Source organism: Candidatus Dormiibacterota bacterium (assembly GCA_035635555.1).
GTDB lineage: Bacteria > Acidobacteriota > Polarisedimenticolia > Gp22-AA2 > Gp22-AA2 > Gp22-AA3.
Genome location: DASQAT010000046.1, coordinates 292,263 through 313,848 on the forward strand (window position 1 = coordinate 292,263; position 21,586 = coordinate 313,848).

The window sequence follows — 21,586 nt, forward strand, 5'->3', positions numbered from 1 at the left end:
TCGGAGGGGCCTGTAGCTCAGGTGGATAGAGCACCGGATTCCTAATCCGGGTGCCGCGTGTTCAAGTCACGCCAGGCCCACCATCCCTCGGAGAGGGAAGGAACGGACGATGAAGAAGACGGAACGACACCAGATCAAGCGCGACGAACTGGTCACGGCCATCGAGAGGGGCACGTTCTACGTCGAGAACCACGCCCGGCGGCTGGCGATCGCGACCGTGGCCCTGGTCATCCTGGCGGCCGGTCTCTTCGGAGGCTGGGTCTGGTGGTCGGGCCGGGAAGACAAGGCCTCGTTCGTGCTCGGAGAGATCATCCAGACGTACCGGGCCCCCGTGTCGGTCTCGCTCGATGCGCTCCAGCAGTCCACGCCCGGCGCAAGGACCTTTTCGTCGGTCGAGGCGAAAGACCTGGAGGTGGTGAAGCTGGCCGACGAGATCCTCGGGCGCTATGGATCGTCGCACGCGGCTCCGAAGGCGCTGTATTACAAGGGGCTGGCGCTGGCCGAGATGAAAAAGACGGAGGACGCGGGCAAGGCGCTGCAGGAGCTGCTGTCGAGATACGCAGGTGATTTTCTCGCGCCCCTGGCGCGTTTCGAGCTGGCGCGCCTGAAGGAGGCCCACGGAAATCCCTCGGAGGCGCTGATCCAGTACCAAGCCCTGGCCGAGGACGCGCAGAGTTTCTTCCCGAGGGAGGAGGGCCTCATGGGTGTGGGGCGCTGCCAGGAGGCGCTCGGTCGCCGGGGGGATGCGCTCAAGACCTACCAGAAGATCGTCAGCGACTTTCCCAATTCCGATTACCAGTTCGAGGCGAAGAAGAAGGTCGAAGAGCTCTCGTAGGACGCATGCGTCGATTCGTGAACATCGCCAAGAGCGGCCGGATGGCCGCGACGCGCCGCGTGCCGCCCCCGGCCCCGAAACCCCTGCGGAAGGAGGCGCACCGTCCGCGGCGCGGCACGACTCCTTCGGCCGCGGCCGCGAGGCGCCGCGGCTGACGCCTCATGGAGTCGCGAGCGACTCCCGGGCACGTGCTCAGAACGGAATGTCGTCCTCGGGTGGCGGTCCGGCCTCGTCGCCCGCGGGCTCGGGGGTGGAGGCGGCCGCGCTCATCTTGGCCTCGCCCGGCTCGGGCCGGCCCAGCATGAGAACGCGCAGGGCCTTGATTTCGGTCGTCTGGCGCTTGTTCCCCTCGCGATCGTCCCACTGGCGGGTCTGGATCGATCCCTCGATGTAGACCTGCTTTCCCTTCGTCAGGTGCTCGCGCACGATCTCCGCCTGCTTGCCCCAGACGACGATGCGGTGCCACTCGGTACGCTCCTGGCGCTCGCCCCCCTTGTCGGTCCAGACTTCGTTGGTGGCGAGAGTGAAGTTTGCCACGGCCGAGCCGTTCTGCGTGTAGCGCACCTCCGGGTCCCGTCCGAGATTACCGATCAGAATGACTTTGTTGAGACTTGCCATGGCCGTCCCCTGTGTCCGAAAGGCTCCCGTGCACTAGCCTACCACACCCCTCGGGCGGAAAGGTTGCATGCCCCGTGCGCGGCACGTAGAATCCCCCCGCCCCGGGCGAGCCCGGGAGTGTGGGGAGGACGATGGACAAGGATCGCGGGCTGATCCGCGCGGCCGGCTCGATGAGCGTCGTGACGATGCTGAGCCGGATCGCCGGCTATTTCCGGGACAGCCTGCAGGCGACCATCCTGGGGGCGGCGAACTCCTCCGATGCCTTCGTCATCGCCTACCGCATTCCGAACATGCTGCGCCGGCTGGTGGCCGAGGGTGCCCTGACCTCCGCCTTCGTCCCGACGTTCGCGCGCTACATCCGCTCCGGGGATCGCGAGGCCATGTGGCGCTTCGCCGCTTCGGTGCTGTACGCCATGGCGGCGCTCCTGGCCGTCATCACCGGGCTCGGCGTCGCGTTCTCGCCCCTTCTGGTGAAGGCCCTCGCCTGGGGGTTCGCGGTCTCGCCCGAGAAGGTCGCCCTGACGATTTCGCTCAACCGGATGATGTTTCCGTACATTTTCTTCATCTCGCTCTCGGCCATCATGTCGGGAATCCTGAACGGGTTCGACGTCTTCGCGTTGCCGGCGTTCACCCCTGTCCTGCTCAACGCGGCCATCATCGCCTGCGCCTGGGGGCTGCGCAACCACTTCGCAGATCCCGCGTACGGTTTCGCCGTGGGGGTCCTCATCGGCGGCTTCCTGCAGCTGATCGTGCAGATCCCCGCGCTCTGGCGGCACGGCATGAGTCTGCGTCCGCCCGCGAGCCTCGACCTCGTGGGTCTCAAGGAGGTGGGCCGGCTGATCCTGCCACGCGTGTTCGGCGTCGGCATCATCCAGGTGAACCTGGTGATCGACTCGCAGTTCGCGACCTCCCTGCAGTCCGGAAGCGTCTCCTTTCTCTACTACGCCAACCGCGTGACCGAGCTGACCCTGGGAATCTTCGCGATCAGCCTGTCCACCGTGATTCTGCCGACCCTGTCGCGCGCCACCGCGGATCGCGACGCCGAGAAGGTGCGCGGCCTGCTGTCGACGGCGATGCGCCTGCTTCTCTTCGTGACCGTCCCGGCCACCCTCGGTCTCATCGTGCTGCGCGTGCCGATCATCCACGTCCTGTTCGAGCGCGGCCGGTTCACCCGGGAGGACACCCTCCTGACCGCCAGCGCCCTGGCCTATTACTCCATCGGACTGCTCCCTTTCGCGGCGGTGAACATCCAGGCTACGGCGTTCTACGCGCATCGGGACACGCGCACGCCGGTCAAGGTCGGGGCGCTCACGTTCTTCCTGCACCTCCTCCTCAACTTCGCGCTGCGCGGGCCGATGCGGCACAGCGGTATCGCGCTCTCCACGTCGATCTCCGCGCTCGCGGACAGCGCGTTGCTCGCCTGGATGCTCAGGCGCCGCGCCGGGGAGTACCTGGACGCCGGCGTGGCGCGGTCGGCGTGGCACACGCTCGTGGCGGCGGGGGCGATGGCCGCGGTCCTGATGTTCGGGCTGCGGGTCGTCGACGTCGTCGCTCTCCACGGTCTCGCCGCCAAGGTCCTGTCGCTGGGCGGCCTCATTGCGGGGGGGGGGGCGGTCTACTTCGGAGCGATGGCGCTGCTCGGCAACGATGAAATGAGAATGCTGCGATCGGGACTGGGGCCGGGACGATGAAAGCGGTCGTGCAGCGGGTTTCGCGTGCCGAGGTGCGCGTCGGTGGCGAGGTCGCGGGACGGATCGGCCGCGGGCTCCTCGTGTTGTTCGCCGTGGAGAAGGGGGATACCGCCGGCGAACTTGACTGGTTCTCCGACAAAGTGCTTAATATGCGCATCTTCGAAGATCAAGACGGCAAGATGAACCTTTCCGCCCTCGAGACGCGCGCCGAGATTCTCGTCGTGTCGCAATTCACGCTCGCCGGCGACCTGAGCCGCGGGCGGCGCCCCGGATTCGAAAGGGCGGCGCCACCGGAGGAGGCCGAGCCGCTGTATCGCGCCTTCGTCGAGAAGCTCTCGCAGGGCCCGCTGAAAATCGAGACCGGCCGGTTCCGGGAGTTCATGGCCGTGGAGCTGGTCAATGACGGGCCGGTCACGCTGATTCTCGAGGGCCGGTCTCGATGAAATCCGATTTCCTGATCGACGATTTCGTGCACTATCTCACGGTCGAGCGCGGGCTCGCCAAGAACTCTCTCCTCGCGTACGGTCGCGATCTGGTCAAATTCAGCCGCTACCTCAAGGCCAAGGGGCGGAACCCGCGGCAGGTGCGCCAGGGGGAGATCAACGAGTTCGCGCGCCGCCTCTCGGCCGAAGGACTGGCGCCCAAGTCGATCGCCCGGGCCCTGAACGCCGTCCGCATGTTCTACCGGTACCTTGTGATGGAGAAGATCGTCGCCGAGGATCCCACCGCGCAGGTCCGCGGACCCCGCACCACCAAGTCCCTGCCGCGCTACCTGACGCTGGAGGAGGTGGACCAGCTCCTGTCCTCCGCGGATGTCTCGACGCCCCTCGGCGTGCGCGACGCCGCCATGGTCGAGCTTCTCTACGCCACCGGGCTGCGCGTCTCCGAAATGGTGTCCCTGCGCGTCCGCGACCTGAGCCTTGAGGCGGGGTACCTGCGCTGCGTCGGAAAGGGGAGCAAGGAGCGTCTGGTGCCCCTGGGGCGCGGTGCGGCCGATCGCCTGCGCCCCTACCTCGACGGGGCGCGGCCCCGGCTTCTCAATGGCGCCGCCCGTCCCTCGCTGTTCCTCAACAACCGCGGCTGTCCGATGACCCGGCAGGGCTTCTGGAAGATTCTCAAGAAGCACGGTCGCGCCGTCGGCCTCAGGGGGAAGCTCAGTCCGCATGTCCTGCGCCACTCGTTTGCCACCCACCTGCTCGAGCGCGGCGCCGACCTGCGATCGGTGCAGATGATGCTGGGCCACGCCGACATCTCCACCACGCAGATCTACACGCACATCAACCGTGAGCGCCTGCGCGCGATCTACCGCGACTTCCACCCGCGCGCCTGATCGCCCGTCTCCGCAGACACGACGCGCGGATTCCGGGATCGACGACACGGAGGCCGCAGATCGGATCCGGTTGCTTGACACGTTCGGAGGCGTGTGCTTGACTACCTCGCATGGCCGCCGAGGAAGACGATTTCGAACGGCCGCTGCGCGAACTGGAGAAGAAGATCGAGGAGCTCTCCGGCGTGCCGGGCGGTGAGGATCGCGCCGACGAAATCGAGCGACTCGACCGGCGCCTGCAGGCGCTGCGTCAGGAAGTGTACGCGCGGCTGACGCCGTGGCAGAGGGCGCTGGTGGCGCGCCATCCGAAGCGACCCTACACCCTGGACTACATCCGTCTTCTCTTTTCCGACTTCGTGGAGATCCACGGCGACCGGAAGTACGCGGACGATCCCGCCATCGTCGCCGGGTTCGCGTCCTACAAGGGAGCGCCGGTTGCGGTCCTCGGTCATCAGAAGGGACGCGACACGCGCGAGAAGGTCCGCCGCAACTTCGGCATGCCGCGACCCGAGGGCTATCGCAAGGCGGTGCGCATCATGGACCTGGCCGAGAAGTTCCAGAGGCCGCTGTTCACGTTCGTCGACACGCCGGGCGCCTACCCCGGCAAGGGGGCGGAGGAACGCGGCCAGGCGGAGGCGATCGCCACGAGCCTGCGCACGATGGCCCGTCTCAGCGTCCCGATCATCGTGACGGTGACCGGCGAGGGTGGCAGCGGTGGCGCCCTGGCGATCGCCGTGGGGGACCGCATCCTGATGCTCGAGCACGCCGTCTATTCGGTGATCAGCCCGGAGGGTTGCGCGGCGATCCTCTGGTCGGACCAGGGCAAGGCCAAGGACGCGGCCCGCGCCATGCGGATCACCGCGCCGGACCTGCGCGAACTCGAGATCGTCGACGGCATCGTGCCGGAGCCGCCGGGCGGAGCCCAGGCCGATCACGCGAGGCAGGCGGCGATCCTCGACGAGCACCTGGCGTGGGCGCTGGACGATCTCAGGAGCGCGGCGCCCGCCGAGCGCGTCGAGGCGCGCTACCAGAAGTTCCGTCGGATGGGGACCTTCGGCCAGGCGAAGTTTTTTTGAGCGACCTCTTGGCCTCCTCCCACAGCGCTTCCATGCGTCCCCTGTTCTCGGGCGCCGTCTCGAGGCCCTCCTTCCGCAGCCGCTCCTCGACGTAACGGAATCGATCCACGAACTTTCGATTCGCATCCTGGAGCGCCAGCTCGGGGTCGATGTCCGCGTGACGAGCGACATTGACGATCGTGAAGAGCAGGTCGCCGATCTCCTCCCGGATCGCCCCGCGCTTCCTCGAACGCAGCGCCCGGCGCATCTCGTCGGCCTCCTCCTCGAATTTCTCGAGGAGTCCCTTGAGATCGGCCCAGTCGAACCCGACGCGCGCGGCCTTCGAGGAGATGCGCAACGCCTTCAGGAGCGCGGGCAGCGCGGGAGGGACGCTGCCGAACATCGAGCCGTCGGGCTTGCCGCGTCGCTCCTCGACCTTGATCTGCTCCCATTGTCGGAGGACCTGGTCGGCATCGCCCAAACGCGTGTCCCCGAAGACATGCGGGTGCCTTCGTATGATCTTGTCGCCGATGTCCCGCATGACGGCCTCCATGTCGAACTCGCCGCGTTCGCTGGCGATGCGGCACTGGAACACGATCTGGAACAGGAGGTCGCCCAGCTCCTCGCGGTGGGCGGCCGGCACGCCGGAACGCATCGCGTCGACCACCTCGTACGTCTCCTCCAGGAGGAAAGTTGCGAGCGTCTCGTAGGTCTGCTCGCGATCCCAAGGACAGCCGTCGGGACCGCGAAGGCGATCCATGATCTCCGTGAGTCGCTTCATCTCCGACACTACAGTCTCCCCGGCGCGCCGCGCATCTTAGTCCACCGCGGGGGGCGGAGCAACGGCAGGGAGGAAACGCCGCCGCGATACGAGCGCTTGTGCGGGGCTACGCCGCGGTGCTATCCTCCGCGCCGCGAGCACGGTGTGGCGGAGACGCGGCACGATGATGGAGAAAAAGGACGAGAGGAAACGCGAGGAGATCCGCGTCGTCGATCGGCGCCTGTTCACGCCCGACGGGACGCGGCGGACTCCCGACGCGCCTTCCGAGGAGTCCCCGCCTCCGCACCCGGCGCCCCCGGGGCATTCGCGGGTCACCGCAGCGGACGCTCAGCCTCCCGCTGCGGCGACGTCGACCCGGGAGGAGCAGGCCGCGTCGGCCCACTTCGTGGGGCTCGTTCGCAACCTGGCGGCGACCGCCGCGGCCAATCTGGGTGAGATGCCCAACCCCTTCAGCGGCCAGGTCGAAATGGACCTCGACGGCGCCCGGCAGGTGATCGATCTCCTTCAGGCCCTCCAGATCAAAACGCGCGGAAACCTGACGCCTGACGAGGCGAGGCTGATGGATTCGCTTCTCTACGATCTCAAGCTCGCGGTCGTCAAACTCCAGAAGCAGAAGACATCGAAGACGTCGTGAGCCGTCCGCGCGCCCTGCGCCCATGGTCGAGCGTCCGTCCTTCATGAGAAGGTGCTTGACCCGCGGCCCGGCGACCGTCGCCGTGGCGCTGCTCCTCGGGTCCACCGTCGCTCCCGCGCGCGGGCAGGAGCCCGAGGTCATCGTCCTCGATCCGAACCACCCGATCATCCAGAACCCGGGGACGATCCCCCCGCCTGCCGGCGGCGGGGCGGGTCCTTCAGGGGAGACGGCGGCCGCCGACGTGGCGCCCCTCCTGGAGGGCGTGAACGCGCGCGAGGTCCTCGCCGAACTGTGGTTCAAGGAGCGTGCGCTGCTGCAGCGCGGGGAATCGGTCGAGGCCGCCCGACTGATCGAGACGGCACTCGATTTCATGAAGCGCGAAGGGCTCAGGGGAGCGCCCCAGATCGCCGGGGCCTTCTTGGCCGAGGCCCGCCGCCACCTGGACGAGGGTGATTACCGCGGAGCGCAGGAGAATTTCCGGCTCGCGTCCCGTTTCGATCCGGCGCTGGTCGCGGCCCACCTGGGTCTGGCGATCGCCCTCGTGCGCGGGGACCGGGACCTTTCGGGGGCTGTCGGAGAGACCTGGTCCGCCCTCAAGATCTGGGTGAGCGACGCGGACTCCGTGTACCAGCAGACCGGCAATGGACTGCTCATCGTCTACCTGGGGCTGTGTCTCGGAGTCGCCGCTGCTCTCCTGCTGATCTGTCTGCACATTTCGCCGGCGTTCTTCCACGACCTGCGGGAGCGCTACGCGAGGACCCTGTCCGACGAATCGGCGCGTCTGCTGGGCTGGGCGCTCATGGTGCTGCCGATTCTTGTCCTGGCACCGTTCGTCTGGCTCCTGTCCTCCTGGACGGTGCTGTTCTTTCCCTATTTCAGGAGGGCGGAGAGACTCCTCGCGCTCCTGGCGCTGGGCCTGCTGATCGGGACGGGTCCCGTGGGATGCGTGGTGGACTGGATCGCGGGGACCGCGGTCGATCCCGGGGCGCGGGCGCTCATTCGAACGCTCCGCGGAGGCTACGACGTCCAGGATCTCAAGGCGCTCGAGCGGCTGGCCACGGAGCATCCGGACGACCCGATGTTTCCGTTCGTCCTGGCCTCGATGCACCGCATGGCCGGAAGGTTCGACGAGGCGATGAACCTGTACAAGCGGGTGCTTGCAATCGATCGGGGGAACGCGCGCGCCATGGTGAATCTCGCCAACTTGAACGCGCTCCGCCAGGAGTTCTCGATCGCCCAGAATCTGTATAAGAAGGCGGGGGACATCGACCCGACCCTCGCGATCGCCCATTACAACAGCCACCTCGCCCATCTCGAGGCCTTCCACCTCGAATCGGCGGACCAGGAACTGAAGGCCGCGCGACGCATCGACGACGCGCTGGTCACCGCGCTTCTGGCGCAGGGGAACGAAGGTCGCGCCAAGAGGACGCCGGCCGACCTCGGATACACGCGCGCGGAGATCTGGAAGCGGGCGCTCTCGCTGCGGCTCGAGCAGGGCGTGCGGTCGACCTGGTCGCGCGCTCTCTCGGCCCCGGCGACAGTCGCCGGCGGAGCCGGGCTCCTTCTGGCGCTCATCCTTCCCGGGTTCGGAGTGGCGCCCCGCTCCACCGCGGCGCGGCGGTGCCGGCGCTGCGGGAGGCCGTTCTGCCGGCGCTGCCGGGTCGGTTCGAAGGACCCCGACCACTGTTCCCAGTGCGTGCATCTGTTCATCCTGCGCGACGGGCTGGCGCCAACCGTCAAGAGCAGGAAGATGGAAGAGGTCGTGCGGTACCGGCGCCGCGTCTGGGTCGGGCGGAGACTGCTGAGCCTTCCGCTCCCGGGGAGCGGACATGTCCTGGGCGGCAGGTCCTGGCTCGGATCGCTCCTTCTTGCCTGCTGGTGCGGGGTCTGGCTGGGAATCCTCCTGAAGGACCAGCTTCTCGTCCCCGCGGAGGCGATCACCTCGGCCAATCTGGGAGCCGACGCGGTGCTCGGTTCGTTCGGACTGCTCGTCTGGCTGATCGGAAATCTGTCGTCGCAGGAAGCCGAGAAGGAGTGACGCGGCATGGCGCTGAAGGGGACGCTGAAGGATTTCAGTCTGGCGGACATCTTCCAGCTCATCGGCATCCAGCATAAGACCGGCGTGCTGACTCTCAAGAGCGACAAGGAAGTGGTCACCGTCTCGTTCGTCGAGGGGAACGTCGTCTCGGCCGATGCGCTGCACCGGAGGCTTGAGGACAGGATCGGCACCGTGCTCGTGAAATCCGGGCGCATCACCGAGGCGCAGCTCCAGGAGGCCCTGCGCATCCAGAAGAGCACGCTGAAACGGATGGGAAACATCCTGGTCGAGAACAAGTTCATCGACCCCAACATTCTGCGGGAGGCCCTGCAGATCCAGATCAGCCACATGGTCCACCGGCTGTTCCGTTGGCGCGACGGCGAGTACGACTTCTCGCAGGAGGAGCGCGTCGACTACGACAAGGAGCATGTCGTTCCGATGTCCGCGGAGAGCATCCTCATGGAGGGCGCCCGCATTCTCGACGAATGGCCGATGATAGAGAAGGGGATACGATCCTTCTCGGCCGTCTACCGGCACGCCAACGTCGAAATCGCCGCCGCCCCGAAGGGGGCCGCCGCGACCGCGGGCAAGGACGACGCGGCCCGCGCCATCACCTTGAGCGATGAAGAGCGCAAGGTCTACCAGCTGGTGGACGGCCACCGCACGGTGCAGGAGATCGTCGAGCGTTGCAGTCTGAGCGAATTCGACACCTGCCGGCTCCTCTACGAACTGATTGGACGCCAGCTCCTCGAGGAGGTCAAGAGCGTCGGCCCCAGGACGGCACCGGCGGCCTCCCCGGCCCGGGCGGTCTCCGGAACCCCGGCAGCCTCCAGAGCGCTTGTCGCCCTCGGGTATCTGATCCTGGTGCTCCTGGCGGGGGGCCTCGTGACGCGCCACGCCGAAACCATTGCGCGCGGGCTCCTGCGAGGGGAGGCGGCTGCGCCGTACCTGAATCCTCTCATCGGCGGGGAGCAGGCGCGCTCGATCCGGGGTTCGATCACCCTCAGCCGGATGCAGCGGGTCGATTTCGCGATCCAGGTCTACTTCCTGCTTAACCGGGGATATCCCGAGAACCTGAGATATCTCGTCACGAGCCATCTTCTCAAGCCACAGGCCATCCTGGATCCTCTCGGCAGACCGTTCGAGTATCGGATCACGCCCGGTGGATACAGTATCTCCTTCGCGCCGGATGGGAATCCTGTCAATCGAGTCGAGATTAGCAGTGCGCCATCCGGGTAGCTGTCTACCTGACAAGTAACTTACAAATAACGACTTATTGAACGTACGAAGCACAAATAATAACTTGACAATGATACACTCAATATTTATACTGCGACGTGGCTAAGAAGAATATATCGACTCAAGGAGGACTTACATGAGCAAGATTATCGGCATCGATCTCGGGACGACCAACTCAGTCGTCGCCATCATGGAAGGTGGCAAGCCGGTCGTCATACCGAATGCCGAGGGGTCCAGGACCACGCCTTCCGTCGTGGCATTCACCGAAAAGGGGGAGCTCCTCGTCGGACAGGTGGCCAAGCGGCAGTCGATCACCAACCCGGAAAACACCGTTTTCTCCATCAAGCGCTTCATGGGCCGGCGCATGGATGAGGTCAATGAAGAGATGAAAATGGTGCCCTATCGCATCGTGGCCGGTCCCGGCAACGCGGTCAGGGTCCGCATCCGGGGGAAGGACTACAGTCCTGAGCAGATCTCGGCCCACATCCTGCAGAAAATGAAGCAGTCCGCCGAGGACTACCTGGGCGAGAAGGTGACTCGCGCGGTCATCACCGTTCCCGCCTATTTCAACGATGCGCAGCGCCAGGCCACCAAGGACGCCGGCAGGATCGCGGGCTTCGAGGTCGAACGGATCGTCAACGAGCCGACCGCGGCCGCCCTGGCGTATGGCCTGGACAAGAAGAAGGACGAAGTCATCGCCGTCTACGATTTCGGCGGCGGAACATTCGACATCTCGATCCTGGAGGTCGGCGAGGGGGTGGTGGAGGTCAAATCGACCAACGGGGACACGCACCTGGGCGGCGACAACATCGACCAGCGCGTGGTGGACTGGATCACCTCCGAGTTCAAGAAGGACCAGGGGATCGACCTCTCCAAGGACCGCATGGCGCTGCAGCGCCTCAAGGAGGCGGCCGAGAAGGCCAAATGCGAGCTGTCCACGGTGATGGAGACGGAGATCAACCTGCCGTTCATCACGGCGGACGCTTCCGGACCGAAACATCTCCAGCTGAAGCTGACGCGCGCCCAGTTCGAGCGGCTGGCGAACGATCTCTTCGAGCGCTCCATCCCGCGGGTCGAGCAGGCCCTCAAGGACGCCGGTCTCAAGGCCTCGGACATCGACGAGGTCGTGCTGGTCGGGGGCAGCACCCGCATCCCGAGGATCCAGGACCTGGTCAAGCAGTATTTCGGCAAGGAGCCGCACAAGGGAGTCAATCCGGACGAGGTCGTGGCGATCGGCGCCGCGGTGCAGGCCGGAGTGCTCGGGGGTGAGGTCAAGGATCTCCTGCTCCTGGATGTCACGCCGCTGTCGCTCGGCGTCGAGACCCTGGGGGGCGTCATGACCAAGCTCATCGAGCGCAACACCACGATTCCCACGCGCAAGAGCGAGACCTTCTCCACCGCGACCGACAACCAGACGAGCGTCGAGATCCACGTGCTTCAGGGAGAGCGCGAGCTCGCCCGGGACAACCGCACGCTCGGGCGCTTCCATCTGATCGGTCTCCCGCCGGCGCCGCGCGGGATTCCCCAGGTCGAGGTGACCTTCGACATCGACGCGAACGGCATCCTGAACGTTTCCGCCAAGGACATGGCGACCTCGAAGGAGCAGAAGATCACCATCAGCGGCACCGGAACCCTGGCGAAAGACGATATCGACAAGATGGTGAAGGAGGCCAAGGCGAACGCCGAGGAAGACCTTCGCAAGCGAGAAGACATCGAGGCCCGCAACACAGCCGACAGCCGCGTCTACCAGATCGAGAAGCTCCTCGAGGAAAACCGGGACAAGGTGTCGGCCGACGACGAGCGCGCCATCCGGGCCGGTATCGAGGATGTGCGCAAGGCGATGGAGGGCGGCGGCAAAGACGCGATCAACGAGGCCTTGAAGCGTCTCGAGCAGGCGTCCCATCGCCTGGCCGAGGTCCTGTACCGGACGTCGGGGACGCAACCCGGAGGTTCGCCGGGAGCGGCGACCGGTGAGGAGGGCGCCCCGGGAGGCGCGGCTCCGGGTTCGACGGGGGGCGCTCACAAGGAAGGGGATGTGATCGATGCGGAGTACGTCGACGTCGACGAGTCGAAGCGATGAGCGTCCGCGCCGCGCGTCCCCGGCGCGGCGTGAACAGGTCCGTTCCGTGGAACCCGCTCCGCGACCTGATGAGTCTCAAGGATCGCCTGAACCGGCTGCTCGAGTCGGTCCTGCGCAAGGGTGATTTATCGAGCGAGGGGCTGGCCCGCTGGAGTCCTCCGATCGACCTGCGCGAAGACCGCGAGTCGTTCGTCCTGACGTCCGAAGTGCCCGGCGTCCGGCCCGACGACCTGACGATCCGCGTCGAGGGAGGGATCGTGACGCTGGAGGGACGCCGTCCGCTCGAGGAGGAGGCGCGCTCGGCGCTGCGCGTCGAGCGACCCTACGGCTCCTTCTCGCGCACCCTGCACCTTCCCGCCCCGGTCGACGAGAGGAAGGTCAGCGCCCGTCTGCGTCGCGGTGTCCTGGAGGTTGTCCTGCCCAGGTCCTCGGACGCACGGGTGCATTCGATCAAAGTGCAGGTCAGGTCGTGATCGACTACTACGCCGTGCTGGGTGTGGAAAGGAAGGCCCGGCTGGGCGAGATCAAGAAGGCCTACAGGAAGCTCGCGCGCAAGTTTCACCCCGACCTCAATCCCGGGGACAGGCGCGCGGAAGAACGGTTCAAGCAGATCACCGAAGCCTACGACGTCCTGTCGGACGCCGACAGGCGCAGGAAGCACGACAGGGAGCATCAGTACGGGGAGGGGTTCGCTCCGGGTGGCGTGGCGGCGCGCCCCTGGGCCTCCGGCTCCGCGCAGGACTTCGGATTCGATCTCGGCGACCTGGGCGGAGGGGGCCACGGGCTCTCGTCGTTCTTCTCGGAGATCTTCGGCCGTAGTGACGGAGAATCGCACGTGGGCCAAGGGCCGCGCCGGGGGGACGACATCACACGCGCCCTGAGCCTCGGGTTCTTCGACGCCCTCCACGGCCTGACGACGGAGATGGCCATCGAAGCCGAGGCCTCCTGCCTGCGGTGCACCGGTTCAGGACGGGTGCCCTCGCGCACGCGACGACCGTGTCCGGATTGCGCGGGGACGGGGCGGATCAGCCATGTCTCGGGTCTCCTTCGCTTCGCGACCACCTGCCGGCGCTGCTCCGGCGGGGGCGTGCTCGGCGACGAAGGGTGCGGCAATTGCCAGGGGAGCGGCGTGCTGCGCAGATCGGAGACGATCAAGATCCCCATCCCCGCCGGCGTGGACAACAGCTCTCGCGTGCGCGTGCCGGGGAAGGGACGGGCCGGGCGGCAGGGCGGTCCGCCGGGCGATCTCTTCATCGTCACGCAGGTGGCTCCGCACCCTTTCTTCAGAAGAATTGGTGATAATATTCACTGCACCGTGCCGATCACGGTGACCGAGGCCGCCCTGGGGGCGCGGATCGAGGTCCCGACGATCGACGGCCGGGCCAGCGTCAAGATCCCGCCGGGCACGGAGAGCGGCCAGAAATTCCGGCTGCGCGGCAAGGGCGCTCCGCTCATGCGAGGCTCCGGACGCGGGGACGAGTACGTGGAAGTCCACATCGTCACCCCCCGCGCGGCGGACGAAAAATCCCGGCAATTGCTCAGAGAGCTCGGCGTGTTGGCACCGGGAGAGGAGTTGCGCCGTGGCATCCGCCTCTGAACCTCGCGCGAGACGCCGGGCCGGACGGGGGGCGCACAAGGACAAGGCCTATTACATGATCAGCGTCGTGGCCAGGCGGTTCGAGGTCCATCCCCAGACTCTCCGCCTTTACGAGCGGGAAGGCCTGGTCAAGCCGTCGCGCACTCAAGGAAACACGCGCCTGTACTCGGAGGAGGACCTGGAGCGGCTGTCGTTCATCCTGAACCTGACGCGCGATCTGGGGGTCAATCTCGCCGGCGTCGAGATCATCGTGAACCTGCGCCGCAAGATCGAGACCATGCAGCAGGAGATGGACCGCTTCGTCGCGCAGGTGCGGGACGAATTGGGAAAGCGTGTGCAGGAGGGTGCGATCGAATCGTCACGGGCGCTGGTCAGGATTTCGGCCCCGGGGCGTTCCTTCAAGGTCGAAAAGAGGTGACGGGTGGAAGAAGAACGGGCGCCCAGCAGGCGGACGGCAGGCTCTTCCGAGACCCTCAAGAAGTATCTTCAAGAGATCTCGAAGCTGCCGCGCATCACCCCCGAGGAGGAGAAGGTCCTGGGGGATCGAATCCAGCGCGGTGACAACAAGGAGGCGCTGCGCAAGCTGGTCGAGGCGAATCTCCGCTTTGTGGTCAGCTTCGCGAAGAAATACCGGAACTGCGGCCTGTCTTTCCTGGACCTCATCAACGAAGGGAACATCGGGCTGATCGAGGCCGCCAAGCGCTTCAACCCGAAGAAGAACGTCAAGTTCATCACGTACGCGGTCTGGTGGGTTCGGCAGGCCATCATCCACGCCCTGTCGGACCAGAGCGGGGCGTTCCGCCTCCCCCAGAAGCAGGCCAACCTCCTGTACCGCATCGGCAAGACGATCTCGCAGCTGACCCTCGACCTGGAGCGCAACCCGACGCCGGATGAGATTGCCGCCAAACTGGAGATCCCGGTCGAGGAGGTCACGGGGCTCCTTCAGGTGGCGGACGAGAACGTGTCGCTGTCCACGGTGATCGACGAGGAGCACGAATTCCATCTGTCGGACAAGCTCGAGCAGGACGTGATCCCGGCGGCCGACCTGGCCCTGCTGCGCTCGTCCCTCAAGGATCACCTGTATGCGTGCCTCGGCGAGCTCGACCCGAAGGAGCAGAAGGTGCTGCGACTCCGCTTCGGGCTGGATGAAGGGGAACCGAAGACCCTGAAGGAGATCGGGGAGATGATGGGGCTGTCACGCGAGCGTATCCGGCAGATCGAGGCCCAGGCGCTCGAGAAGCTGAACCGCTCGCAGAAGTGTCAGCAGCTCCAGGGCTACCTCAACTAGGTGCGTGTCCGGCGCCTTCCGTTGCGCGCCGGCGCCGGGGCGGAGGTGAGCGATGGGCGAGTTGGACGAGGGCCCGTGCGCGCATTGCGGCGGGACCGGTTTCGTCATCCTCGAGCACGAGGGTGCCCGCCGCGCGCGGCCCTGCGGTTGCCGGCGCGCCCCGCGGTCCGGGCGCACCGAGATCCAGGAGTTCCTGGAGAGCGCGCGCATCCCGAGGCGCTACCATGACTGCGAGTTCGAGAATTTCGCAGCCTACGGCCCGCACCAGCTCTCCCTGCAAGGGGCGAAGACCTGGGCGGGGCGCTTCGCGGAGGAATACCCCCTGAACGACCGCGGCCTGCTCCTCATCGGGCCGCCGGGCGTCGGCAAGACGCACCTCGCCGTGGCGACGCTGCGGCGTCTGGGAGTCGAGAAGGGGGTGCCGTGCCTGTTCTGCGACGTGCAGGACCTGCTGCGGCAGCTGCAGGCGACCTTCGACCGCCAGTCGGGCATGAGCGAGCTCGAACTTCTGCAGCCGGTGCTGCAGAGCGAAGTCGCCCTGCTGGACGACCTAGGCGGCCGGCAATTCAGCCCCTGGGTGGAGGAGACCTTGTCGCACATCGTGACGACACGCTACAACGAGGGGCGCTCCACGCTCGTGACCACCAACTACCAGGACGACGCGTCCGCCGGGCGCGGGACGACGCTCAAGGAGCGGATCGGGCCGCGGGTCTACTCCCGCCTCCACGAGATGTGCCACCTGGTCAAGGTCGAGGCGCAGGATTTCAGACAGACGATCAAGCGCGCCGACCACCACCTGGGCCCCGGTGTCGAGCGCCCCAAGGAGAGCCGATGAGCGGCCGGGCCCCCGTCTTCGATGCCGTGGTCGTGGCCGGCGCGCGAACGCCGATGGCCGAGTACAACACCTTCTTCAAGGACCTGACCGAGGTGGAGCTCGGTGCTCTGGCCGCGCGCGAGGCGCTCCGGCGCTCGGGTGCCGACGCGGGGCGGGTCGATCACGTGGTCTTCGGAAACGCCATGCAGACGAGCGGCAACGCCCTGTATGGCGCGCGGCACGTCGGTCTGAAGGCCGGGTTGCCCGACGCCGTCCCCGCGCTGACCGTCAATCGCCTGTGCGGTTCCGGGATCCAGTCGATCGTCACCGCGGCCTCGCTCCTCCGCCTGCAGGAGGCGGAGGTGGTTCTCGCCGGGGGCATGGAGAACATGACGCAGGCCCCGCACGTGGTGCGGGGTCTGCGCTCCGGGCTGCGCATGGGTCACGCACAGCTCGAGGACTCCCTCCTGGTGGGGCTGATGGATACGCATTGCGGCTGCGCGATGGCGCAGACCGCCGAGAACCTGGCGGTCGAGCGCGGTATCAGCCGTGAGGAGGCGGACCGTTACGCCCTGCGCAGCCAGCAGGCCGCCGACGCGGCGTTCCGCGCGGGCCGGTTCAGGGACGAGATCGTCCCGGTCACCGTGCGCGATCGGGGTAAGGAGATCGTCGTGACGGATGACAATCACCGACGCCCGGACACCACCCTGGAGGTGCTCGCGAAACTTCCGCCGGCGTTCCAGGGACGGGGCTTCGTCACCGCGGGCAACGCCTCGGGGATCGTGGACGGGGGGGCGGCGGTGGTTCTGGCGTCCCCCTCGGCGGCTCGAGGGTTGAAAGGGGAGCCTCTCGGACGGGTGATCACCTACGGCGTGAGCGGCGTGCCGCCGCGTCTGATGGGGATCGGTCCCGTGCCGAGCATCCGGATGGCGCTCGAGCGCGCCGGCCTGGCGCTCGGCGAGATCGATCTGTTCGAGATCAACGAGGCATTCGCCGCGCAGTACCTCGCCGTGGAGAAGGAGCTCGGCCTGGATCGCGACCGGGTCAACATCAACGGCGGAGCGATCGCGCTCGGTCACCCGCTGGGGGCCACGGGCACACGGCTGGTCCTGACGCTCCTCCACGAGCTCCGCAGGCGGGGGGGGCGTTACGGCATCGCCAGCGCCTGCATCGGCGGTGGCCAGGGGATCGCCGTGGTTGTCGAGGCGGCCGGGGGCACGAAGCGCTAATTCTCATCAGCGGCCCGTTCCAGGGTCGGAGGTGCGTTGATGCAGATCAAGAAGGTCGGCGTGCTGGGGTGCGGGCTCATGGGTTCCGGAATCGCGCAGGTGGCGGCCCAGTCCGGACACCCGACGACGGTCCTGGAGGTGACGCAGGCGCTCGTCGACGCCGGCCTGAAGCGGATCGACCAGTTTCTCGCAGGCGGGGTCGCCAGGGGCAAGGTCAGACCCGAAGACAGGCAGGCCACCCTGTCCCGCCTCGCCGGGACGACCGACTACGCCGCGCTGGCCGATTGCGACATCGTGATCGAAGCCGTGGTGGAGAATCTCGGGGCGAAGCGGGAGGCGTTTCAGAGCCTCGAGCGGACCCTCAAGCCCGAGGCGATCCTGGCCAGCAACACCTCCTCCCTGTCGATCACGGAAATGGCGGTCCAGACGAAGAGGCCGAAGCGCTTCGTCGGGCTGCACTTCTTCAACCCGGTCCCTTTGATGAAGCTGGTCGAGGTCACGCGGACCATCCAGACCGATCCGGGGGTCGAGGAGACGGTCCTGGAGTTCGCCCGTGGCCTGGGGAAGACCCCCATCCGCGCCCTGGACCGGACCGGCTTCATCGTGAACAGGCTGCTCGTTCCCTACATCCTGGACGCCATTCGCGCCCTGGAAGAGGGCGTGGGCACGATCACCGACATCGATCAGGGGATGAAGCTCGGCTGCGGGCACCCGATGGGACCTTTCACGCTCCTGGATCTGGTCGGGATCGACACCACGTATTACATTGCCAACATCATGTTCGACGAATTCAGGGAAAAACGGTTCGCCCCGCCCCCGCTCATGAAACGCATGGTGCTGGCGGGGTTTCACGGGCGCAAGACCGGAAAGGGGTTCTACGACTATTCGAGCGAGCCGGCGAAGCCCAACGATTTCCTGGCGGTGGGCGGGGAGCGACGATGAGCGGCTCGACCCGGGTGATTTACGAGGCGAAGGACGGCGTGGCCCGCCTCACGGTGAACCGGCCCGAGAAGCTCAACGCCCTGGACCGCCAGACGATGAGGGACATCGACGCGGCCGTGGGGGCCTCCGGTCAGGATGCGTCGATCGGGGTGCTGGTCGTCACCGGAATGGGGGACAAGGCGTTCGTGGCCGGCGCCGACATCGCCGAGCTGTCGTCGCAGACCCCGGTCGAAGGAGCGGCGTACGCGCGGCTGGGGCAGGCGGTCCTGGGACGGCTGGAAAGGCTGGGCAAGCCGAGCATCGCGGCGATCAACGGATACGCTCTGGGCGGCGGGCTGGAGCTTGCGATGGCCTGCACGCTCCGCGTGGCCTCGGAATCCGCCCGCCTCGGGCAGCCGGAGGTGGCGCTCGGGATCATCCCGGGGTACGGGGGCACACAGCGCCTGGCGCGCCTGGTGGGGCCGGGCCGCGCGCTGGAGCTGGTCCTGACGGGCGAGCCGATCGACGCCCGCGAGGCGCACCGCATCGGACTGGTGAACCGCGTCGTGCCCCAGACGGATCTGGCCGGCGCCGTCGAGACCCTGGCGCGGACCCTCCTGTCGCGCGGGCCGGCGGCCCTGCGATTCGCTCTGCAGGCCGTGCACGAGGGGCTGCAGATGACACTCGAGGAAGGGCTGTCGATGGAGGCGGCCCTGTTCGGTTTGTGCTGCGCCACCGAGGACATGCGCGAGGGCACGCGGGCGTTCGTCGAAAAGCGCAAACCCGCCTTCAAGGGGCGTTGAACGCGACATGAAGGATGCATCCCGGCACGAGACGCAGACGATCCACTGGCGCCCCATGCGCGCGGTCATGCTCCTGCGCTTCCTGATCCTCCTGGTCCTGGCGGGTTTCAGCCTGGCGGTGATCATGAGTTACGGCCGGAAGGGCTCGCCCCAGACCGACATCACGATGGAACCCGGCTCCCCGACGCCCGCCACGCAGGGGCCGGTGGTCGACCGGTCCGATCAGTTCGAGGTGAACGGCAGCCGCGAGGGACGCCCGGCATTCACCCTGAAGGCCCGGAGCGTCACGGGGTTCGCCGGAGATCGCAAGTTCCTCCAGGGCGTCGAGCTCCTCATCCACGATGACCACGGCGGCGACGTCAAGGTCTCCGGGATCGAGGGACAGTTCGACGTCACCGAGCGGCGGGCGCGGCTGTCGGGGGACGTGACCGTGGAGAGCGAAGCCGAGGGGCTGAAACTCAGCACGGGCACGCTGTTCTACGACAACGAACGCGACATGATTTTCACGGCGGACGACATCGTGTTCAGCGTCGGCGGCCTCTCCGGGCAGGGCCGCGGGATGAATTACATGCTCGCGGAACGGCAGATCAAGATACCCGACCGCGTGCTCCTGCGAGTCTCGGCGGAGACGGCCGGCCTTCCGGCGTCGATCTCGTCGGGGGACATGGTCGCTGCGCTCGAGACCGACTCGGCGGTGTTCACCGACAACGTCCGGCTCGAACGGGGCGGCGACGTGCTGTACTCCAACTATCTCAAGGTGCAGTTCGACGAGGGGCGCAAGTCGGTGCGCCAGCTGCACGCGTTCGGAGACGTGGTGGTGACGCGCGCCGCCGGTCCGGACGGCGAGCCGCGCGAGATGCGGGCCGATGGCCTGTCCGCCGAGCTTGCCGGACCCGGGGGCGACGTCCGCGTCGTGGAGCTCTCCGGGAACTGCCGGGTGACATCCGGACCCTATACCTCGCTGAGCCGATCGGCGCGTTATCGCGGTGCGGACGGTCTCGTCGAACTGCGTGGCGACCCGGTCGTCAAGAGCGCGACCGACCGTATCGCGGCCCAGGAAATCGACGTGCACTCTACCCAGAAGACCCTGGAGGCGAGGGGCGACGTGCGCAGCGTGTCGATGCCGGCCGCGAAGGGCGGGGCCGGCACCCCGGGGTTCGGAGGCAGGTCCGCGGTTTCGTTCCAGGCCCGCACCCTGCTGTACGACCAGGGCGCGCAGCGCGCGACCTACGGGGGATCGGCCCGGGCCTGGCAGGAGGGGAACAGCATCCAGGCGGAGGAGATCGTCCTCGAACAACAGGCGCGGCAGCTGAGAGCGACCGAGAAGGTCATGGCCCGCTTCACCCAGCGCCGCGCCGCGGGCACCGCGGGTCCATCGCGGCCGATCGTGACGTCCATCACAGCGGGCAGCATGGTGTATGACGATGCGCAGGCGGTCGGGCACTACCGCGACAACGTCCATCTGACGCGCGAGGACGCCACCGTCACCGCCGACGCCATGGACGCGTACCTCCAGGAGCGCGCCGGCGTCCGCGAGCTCGATCGGATCGAAGCCCGGGGCTCCGTCGCCGTGAAGCGTGACCAGGCGTTCGGCACCGCGCGCGAGGCCGAGTACAGGGCGGCGGACGACACCCTCGTCCTCAAGGATGAAGCCGGGCTGGCCGAGGTCGTGGACTCCGCCACCGGCCGCACGCTGCGGGGGCAGACGTTGACATTCGATCTGGCGAGGGATAGGATTCTGACCGAATCCGCGCGTGGCGCCAGGACTTGGATTACCCTCAAGCCCGAAGCCAAGGACGTTCAGTCGGTTGAGCCGAAAACTCAGCATTGAAGGGCTGACCAAGAGCTACCGCGGGCGGCCCGTCATCCGCGACATCTCCCTGCACATCCAGAGCGGCGAGGTGGTGGGTCTCCTCGGACCCAACGGCGCCGGCAAGACCACGACCTTCTACTGTGTCGTCGGCCTGGTCCAGCCCGACGCGGGGCGCATCCTTCTCGGAGGTCACGACGTGTCCCGGCTGCCGATGTATCTCCGGGCGCGCAGCGGCATCAGCTACCTGCCGCAGGAACCTTCCATCTTCAGGAAGCTGACGGTCGAGGAGAATCTGATCGCCATCCTGGAGACGCTCGACATGCCCCGGGAGGAGATTCTCCAGAGGACGGCCACGGTGCTCGAGGAGCTGAAGATCGCCCACCTCTCGAAGAGCCCGGCCTACAACCTGTCGGGAGGGGAGAGACGCAGGGCCGAGATCGCCAGAGCGCTGGTCATCTCGCCCTCGTTCATGCTCCTGGACGAGCCTTTTTCAGGGATCGACCCGATTGCGGTTGCGGATATCCAGAAAATCATCTATCAATTGAAAGCGAAGGGGATCGGACTCCTGATGACCGACCATAATGTCCAGGAGACCCTTCGGATCACGGATCGGGCCTACATCATCGCCGAGGGGCGGATCTTCCGTAAGGGAAGCCCCGATCAGCTGGCGGCCGATCCGCAGGTGCGCGAGATCTACCTGGGGGCGAACTTCCGGCTCGTGGATCGCGAGCCGGTCGATGCGCCCCCGAGCGCCTACCCGGCGGACTGAGCGGTCGGGAAGGACACGGCCCCGGCTCGGGGCGTGACGCGGCGGGCGCGCGGA

The 21,586-nt window shown here is 67.1% G+C and carries 22 protein-coding genes and 1 tRNA gene; 21 read left to right on the forward strand and 2 right to left on the reverse strand.

Going from position 1 to position 21,586, the window contains the following annotated elements; all coding sequences use genetic code 11:
- The first annotated feature begins 6 nt into the window (after positions 1 to 6).
- From VEW47_14000 to VEW47_14010, 3 genes are all read left to right on the forward strand, one after another.
- Positions 7 to 83 (forward strand) — tRNA-Arg (locus VEW47_14000).
- A 26-nt stretch (positions 84 to 109) separates the two neighbouring features.
- Entirely contained in the window at positions 110 to 835 is a 726-nt protein-coding gene (locus VEW47_14005; protein ID HYS06294.1) for a tetratricopeptide repeat protein, read from the forward strand.
- A 5-nt stretch (positions 836 to 840) separates the two neighbouring features.
- A complete protein-coding gene (locus VEW47_14010; protein ID HYS06295.1) occupies positions 841 to 990 on the forward strand; it encodes a hypothetical protein in 150 nt (49 codons plus the stop codon).
- 37 nt (positions 991 to 1,027) lie between these two features.
- On the opposite strand, the gene VEW47_14015 is transcribed toward VEW47_14010, so the two are convergent.
- Positions 1,028 to 1,453 carry a single-stranded DNA-binding protein gene (locus VEW47_14015; protein HYS06296.1) on the reverse strand — a complete coding sequence of 142 codons (426 nt, stop codon included), beginning with the start codon at positions 1,451 to 1,453 and terminating at the stop codon, positions 1,028 to 1,030.
- A 131-nt stretch (positions 1,454 to 1,584) separates the two neighbouring features.
- On the opposite strand from VEW47_14015, the gene murJ reads away from it, so the two are divergent.
- The 4 genes from murJ (at position 1,585) to VEW47_14035 (ending at position 5,547) form a co-directional block, all read left to right on the forward strand.
- On the forward strand, positions 1,585 to 3,144 hold the full coding sequence (gene murJ / locus VEW47_14020) for a murein biosynthesis integral membrane protein MurJ (protein HYS06297.1): 1,560 nt from the start codon (positions 1,585 to 1,587) through the stop codon (positions 3,142 to 3,144).
- On the forward strand, positions 3,141 to 3,587 hold the full coding sequence (dtd, locus tag VEW47_14025; protein HYS06298.1) for a D-aminoacyl-tRNA deacylase: 447 nt from the start codon (positions 3,141 to 3,143) through the stop codon (positions 3,585 to 3,587). Before murJ ends, dtd begins: the two co-directional genes overlap by 4 nt.
- Positions 3,584 to 4,474, forward strand: a complete 891-nt coding sequence (gene xerD, locus VEW47_14030; GenBank protein HYS06299.1) for a site-specific tyrosine recombinase XerD — start codon at positions 3,584 to 3,586, stop codon at positions 4,472 to 4,474. Before dtd ends, xerD begins: the two co-directional genes overlap by 4 nt.
- A gap of 110 nt (positions 4,475 to 4,584) precedes the next feature.
- Complete coding sequence (locus VEW47_14035; protein HYS06300.1) at positions 4,585 to 5,547, forward strand: acetyl-CoA carboxylase carboxyltransferase subunit alpha; 963 nt, start codon at positions 4,585 to 4,587, stop codon at positions 5,545 to 5,547.
- Here the strand turns inward: VEW47_14035 and mazG are convergent.
- Positions 5,459 to 6,307 (reverse strand): nucleoside triphosphate pyrophosphohydrolase, encoded by an 849-nt coding sequence (mazG, locus tag VEW47_14040; protein ID HYS06301.1) that lies wholly within the window; start codon positions 6,305 to 6,307, stop codon positions 5,459 to 5,461. The genes VEW47_14035 and mazG overlap by 89 nt on opposite strands.
- A gap of 163 nt (positions 6,308 to 6,470) precedes the next feature.
- On the opposite strand from mazG, the gene VEW47_14045 reads away from it, so the two are divergent.
- The 14 genes from VEW47_14045 to lptB all read left to right on the forward strand — a co-directional run bounded on the left by VEW47_14045 (position 6,471) and on the right by lptB (position 21,532).
- Entirely contained in the window at positions 6,471 to 6,941 is a 471-nt protein-coding gene (locus VEW47_14045) for a DUF1844 domain-containing protein (GenBank protein HYS06302.1), read from the forward strand.
- 55 nt (positions 6,942 to 6,996) lie between these two features.
- The gene (locus VEW47_14050; protein HYS06303.1) at positions 6,997 to 8,979 is read left to right on the forward strand and encodes a tetratricopeptide repeat protein; all 1,983 of its coding nucleotides are present in this window, start codon (positions 6,997 to 6,999) and stop codon (positions 8,977 to 8,979) included.
- 6 nt (positions 8,980 to 8,985) lie between these two features.
- On the forward strand, positions 8,986 to 10,218 hold the full coding sequence (locus tag VEW47_14055; protein ID HYS06304.1) for a DUF4388 domain-containing protein: 1,233 nt from the start codon (positions 8,986 to 8,988) through the stop codon (positions 10,216 to 10,218).
- A 136-nt stretch (positions 10,219 to 10,354) separates the two neighbouring features.
- A complete protein-coding gene (gene dnaK / locus VEW47_14060; protein HYS06305.1) occupies positions 10,355 to 12,298 on the forward strand; it encodes a molecular chaperone DnaK in 1,944 nt (647 codons plus the stop codon).
- A complete protein-coding gene (locus VEW47_14065) occupies positions 12,295 to 12,771 on the forward strand; it encodes an Hsp20/alpha crystallin family protein (GenBank protein ID HYS06306.1) in 477 nt (158 codons plus the stop codon). The genes dnaK and VEW47_14065 overlap by 4 nt, the downstream gene beginning before the upstream one ends.
- Positions 12,768 to 13,895 carry a J domain-containing protein gene (locus VEW47_14070; protein HYS06307.1) on the forward strand — a complete coding sequence of 376 codons (1,128 nt, stop codon included), beginning with the start codon at positions 12,768 to 12,770 and terminating at the stop codon, positions 13,893 to 13,895. Before VEW47_14065 ends, VEW47_14070 begins: the two co-directional genes overlap by 4 nt.
- A gap of 55 nt (positions 13,896 to 13,950) precedes the next feature.
- Positions 13,951 to 14,313: a helix-turn-helix transcriptional regulator gene (locus VEW47_14075; protein HYS06308.1), complete on the forward strand. Its 363-nt coding sequence runs from the start codon at positions 13,951 to 13,953 to the stop codon at positions 14,311 to 14,313.
- Between the two features lie 3 nt (positions 14,314 to 14,316).
- Complete coding sequence (locus tag VEW47_14080; protein HYS06309.1) at positions 14,317 to 15,183, forward strand: RNA polymerase sigma factor RpoD/SigA; 867 nt, start codon at positions 14,317 to 14,319, stop codon at positions 15,181 to 15,183.
- 52 nt (positions 15,184 to 15,235) lie between these two features.
- The gene (locus VEW47_14085) at positions 15,236 to 16,018 is read left to right on the forward strand and encodes an ATP-binding protein (GenBank protein HYS06310.1); all 783 of its coding nucleotides are present in this window, start codon (positions 15,236 to 15,238) and stop codon (positions 16,016 to 16,018) included.
- Positions 16,015 to 17,226 carry an acetyl-CoA C-acetyltransferase gene (locus VEW47_14090; GenBank protein HYS06311.1) on the forward strand — a complete coding sequence of 404 codons (1,212 nt, stop codon included), beginning with the start codon at positions 16,015 to 16,017 and terminating at the stop codon, positions 17,224 to 17,226. Before VEW47_14085 ends, VEW47_14090 begins: the two co-directional genes overlap by 4 nt.
- 39 nt (positions 17,227 to 17,265) lie before the next feature.
- Positions 17,266 to 18,168: a 3-hydroxybutyryl-CoA dehydrogenase gene (locus VEW47_14095; protein ID HYS06312.1), complete on the forward strand. Its 903-nt coding sequence runs from the start codon at positions 17,266 to 17,268 to the stop codon at positions 18,166 to 18,168.
- Positions 18,165 to 18,950 carry an enoyl-CoA hydratase-related protein gene (locus VEW47_14100; GenBank protein ID HYS06313.1) on the forward strand — a complete coding sequence of 262 codons (786 nt, stop codon included), beginning with the start codon at positions 18,165 to 18,167 and terminating at the stop codon, positions 18,948 to 18,950. Before VEW47_14095 ends, VEW47_14100 begins: the two co-directional genes overlap by 4 nt.
- Before the next feature lie 7 nt (positions 18,951 to 18,957).
- Positions 18,958 to 20,781 carry an LptA/OstA family protein gene (locus VEW47_14105; protein HYS06314.1) on the forward strand — a complete coding sequence of 608 codons (1,824 nt, stop codon included), beginning with the start codon at positions 18,958 to 18,960 and terminating at the stop codon, positions 20,779 to 20,781.
- Positions 20,759 to 21,532, forward strand: coding sequence for an LPS export ABC transporter ATP-binding protein (gene lptB, locus VEW47_14110; protein ID HYS06315.1), 774 nt, complete (start codon positions 20,759 to 20,761; stop codon positions 21,530 to 21,532). Before VEW47_14105 ends, lptB begins: the two co-directional genes overlap by 23 nt.
- The last annotated feature ends 54 nt before the right edge of the window (positions 21,533 to 21,586 follow it).

Coding starts and splice junctions, on each gene's coding strand:
- VEW47_14010 (HYS06295.1), top strand. CDS start 841: ATGCGTCGATTCGTGAACATCGCCAAGAGCGGCCGGATGGCCGCGACG.
- VEW47_14095 (HYS06312.1), top strand. CDS start 17,266: ATGCAGATCAAGAAGGTCGGCGTGCTGGGGTGCGGGCTCATGGGTTCC.
- VEW47_14090 (HYS06311.1), top strand. CDS start 16,015: ATGAGCGGCCGGGCCCCCGTCTTCGATGCCGTGGTCGTGGCCGGCGCG.
- dtd (HYS06298.1), top strand. CDS start 3,141: ATGAAAGCGGTCGTGCAGCGGGTTTCGCGTGCCGAGGTGCGCGTCGGT.
- VEW47_14100 (HYS06313.1), top strand. CDS start 18,165: ATGAGCGGCTCGACCCGGGTGATTTACGAGGCGAAGGACGGCGTGGCC.
- xerD (HYS06299.1), top strand. CDS start 3,584: ATGAAATCCGATTTCCTGATCGACGATTTCGTGCACTATCTCACGGTC.
- VEW47_14015 (HYS06296.1), bottom strand. CDS start 1,453: ATGGCAAGTCTCAACAAAGTCATTCTGATCGGTAATCTCGGACGGGAC.
- mazG (HYS06301.1), bottom strand. CDS start 6,307: ATGAAGCGACTCACGGAGATCATGGATCGCCTTCGCGGTCCCGACGGC.
- VEW47_14075 (HYS06308.1), top strand. CDS start 13,951: ATGATCAGCGTCGTGGCCAGGCGGTTCGAGGTCCATCCCCAGACTCTC.
- murJ (HYS06297.1), top strand. CDS start 1,585: ATGGACAAGGATCGCGGGCTGATCCGCGCGGCCGGCTCGATGAGCGTC.
- VEW47_14005 (HYS06294.1), top strand. CDS start 110: ATGAAGAAGACGGAACGACACCAGATCAAGCGCGACGAACTGGTCACG.
- dnaK (HYS06305.1), top strand. CDS start 10,355: ATGAGCAAGATTATCGGCATCGATCTCGGGACGACCAACTCAGTCGTC.
- VEW47_14085 (HYS06310.1), top strand. CDS start 15,236: ATGGGCGAGTTGGACGAGGGCCCGTGCGCGCATTGCGGCGGGACCGGT.
- VEW47_14035 (HYS06300.1), top strand. CDS start 4,585: ATGGCCGCCGAGGAAGACGATTTCGAACGGCCGCTGCGCGAACTGGAG.
- VEW47_14105 (HYS06314.1), top strand. CDS start 18,958: ATGAAGGATGCATCCCGGCACGAGACGCAGACGATCCACTGGCGCCCC.
- VEW47_14055 (HYS06304.1), top strand. CDS start 8,986: ATGGCGCTGAAGGGGACGCTGAAGGATTTCAGTCTGGCGGACATCTTC.
- VEW47_14065 (HYS06306.1), top strand. CDS start 12,295: ATGAGCGTCCGCGCCGCGCGTCCCCGGCGCGGCGTGAACAGGTCCGTT.
- VEW47_14045 (HYS06302.1), top strand. CDS start 6,471: ATGATGGAGAAAAAGGACGAGAGGAAACGCGAGGAGATCCGCGTCGTC.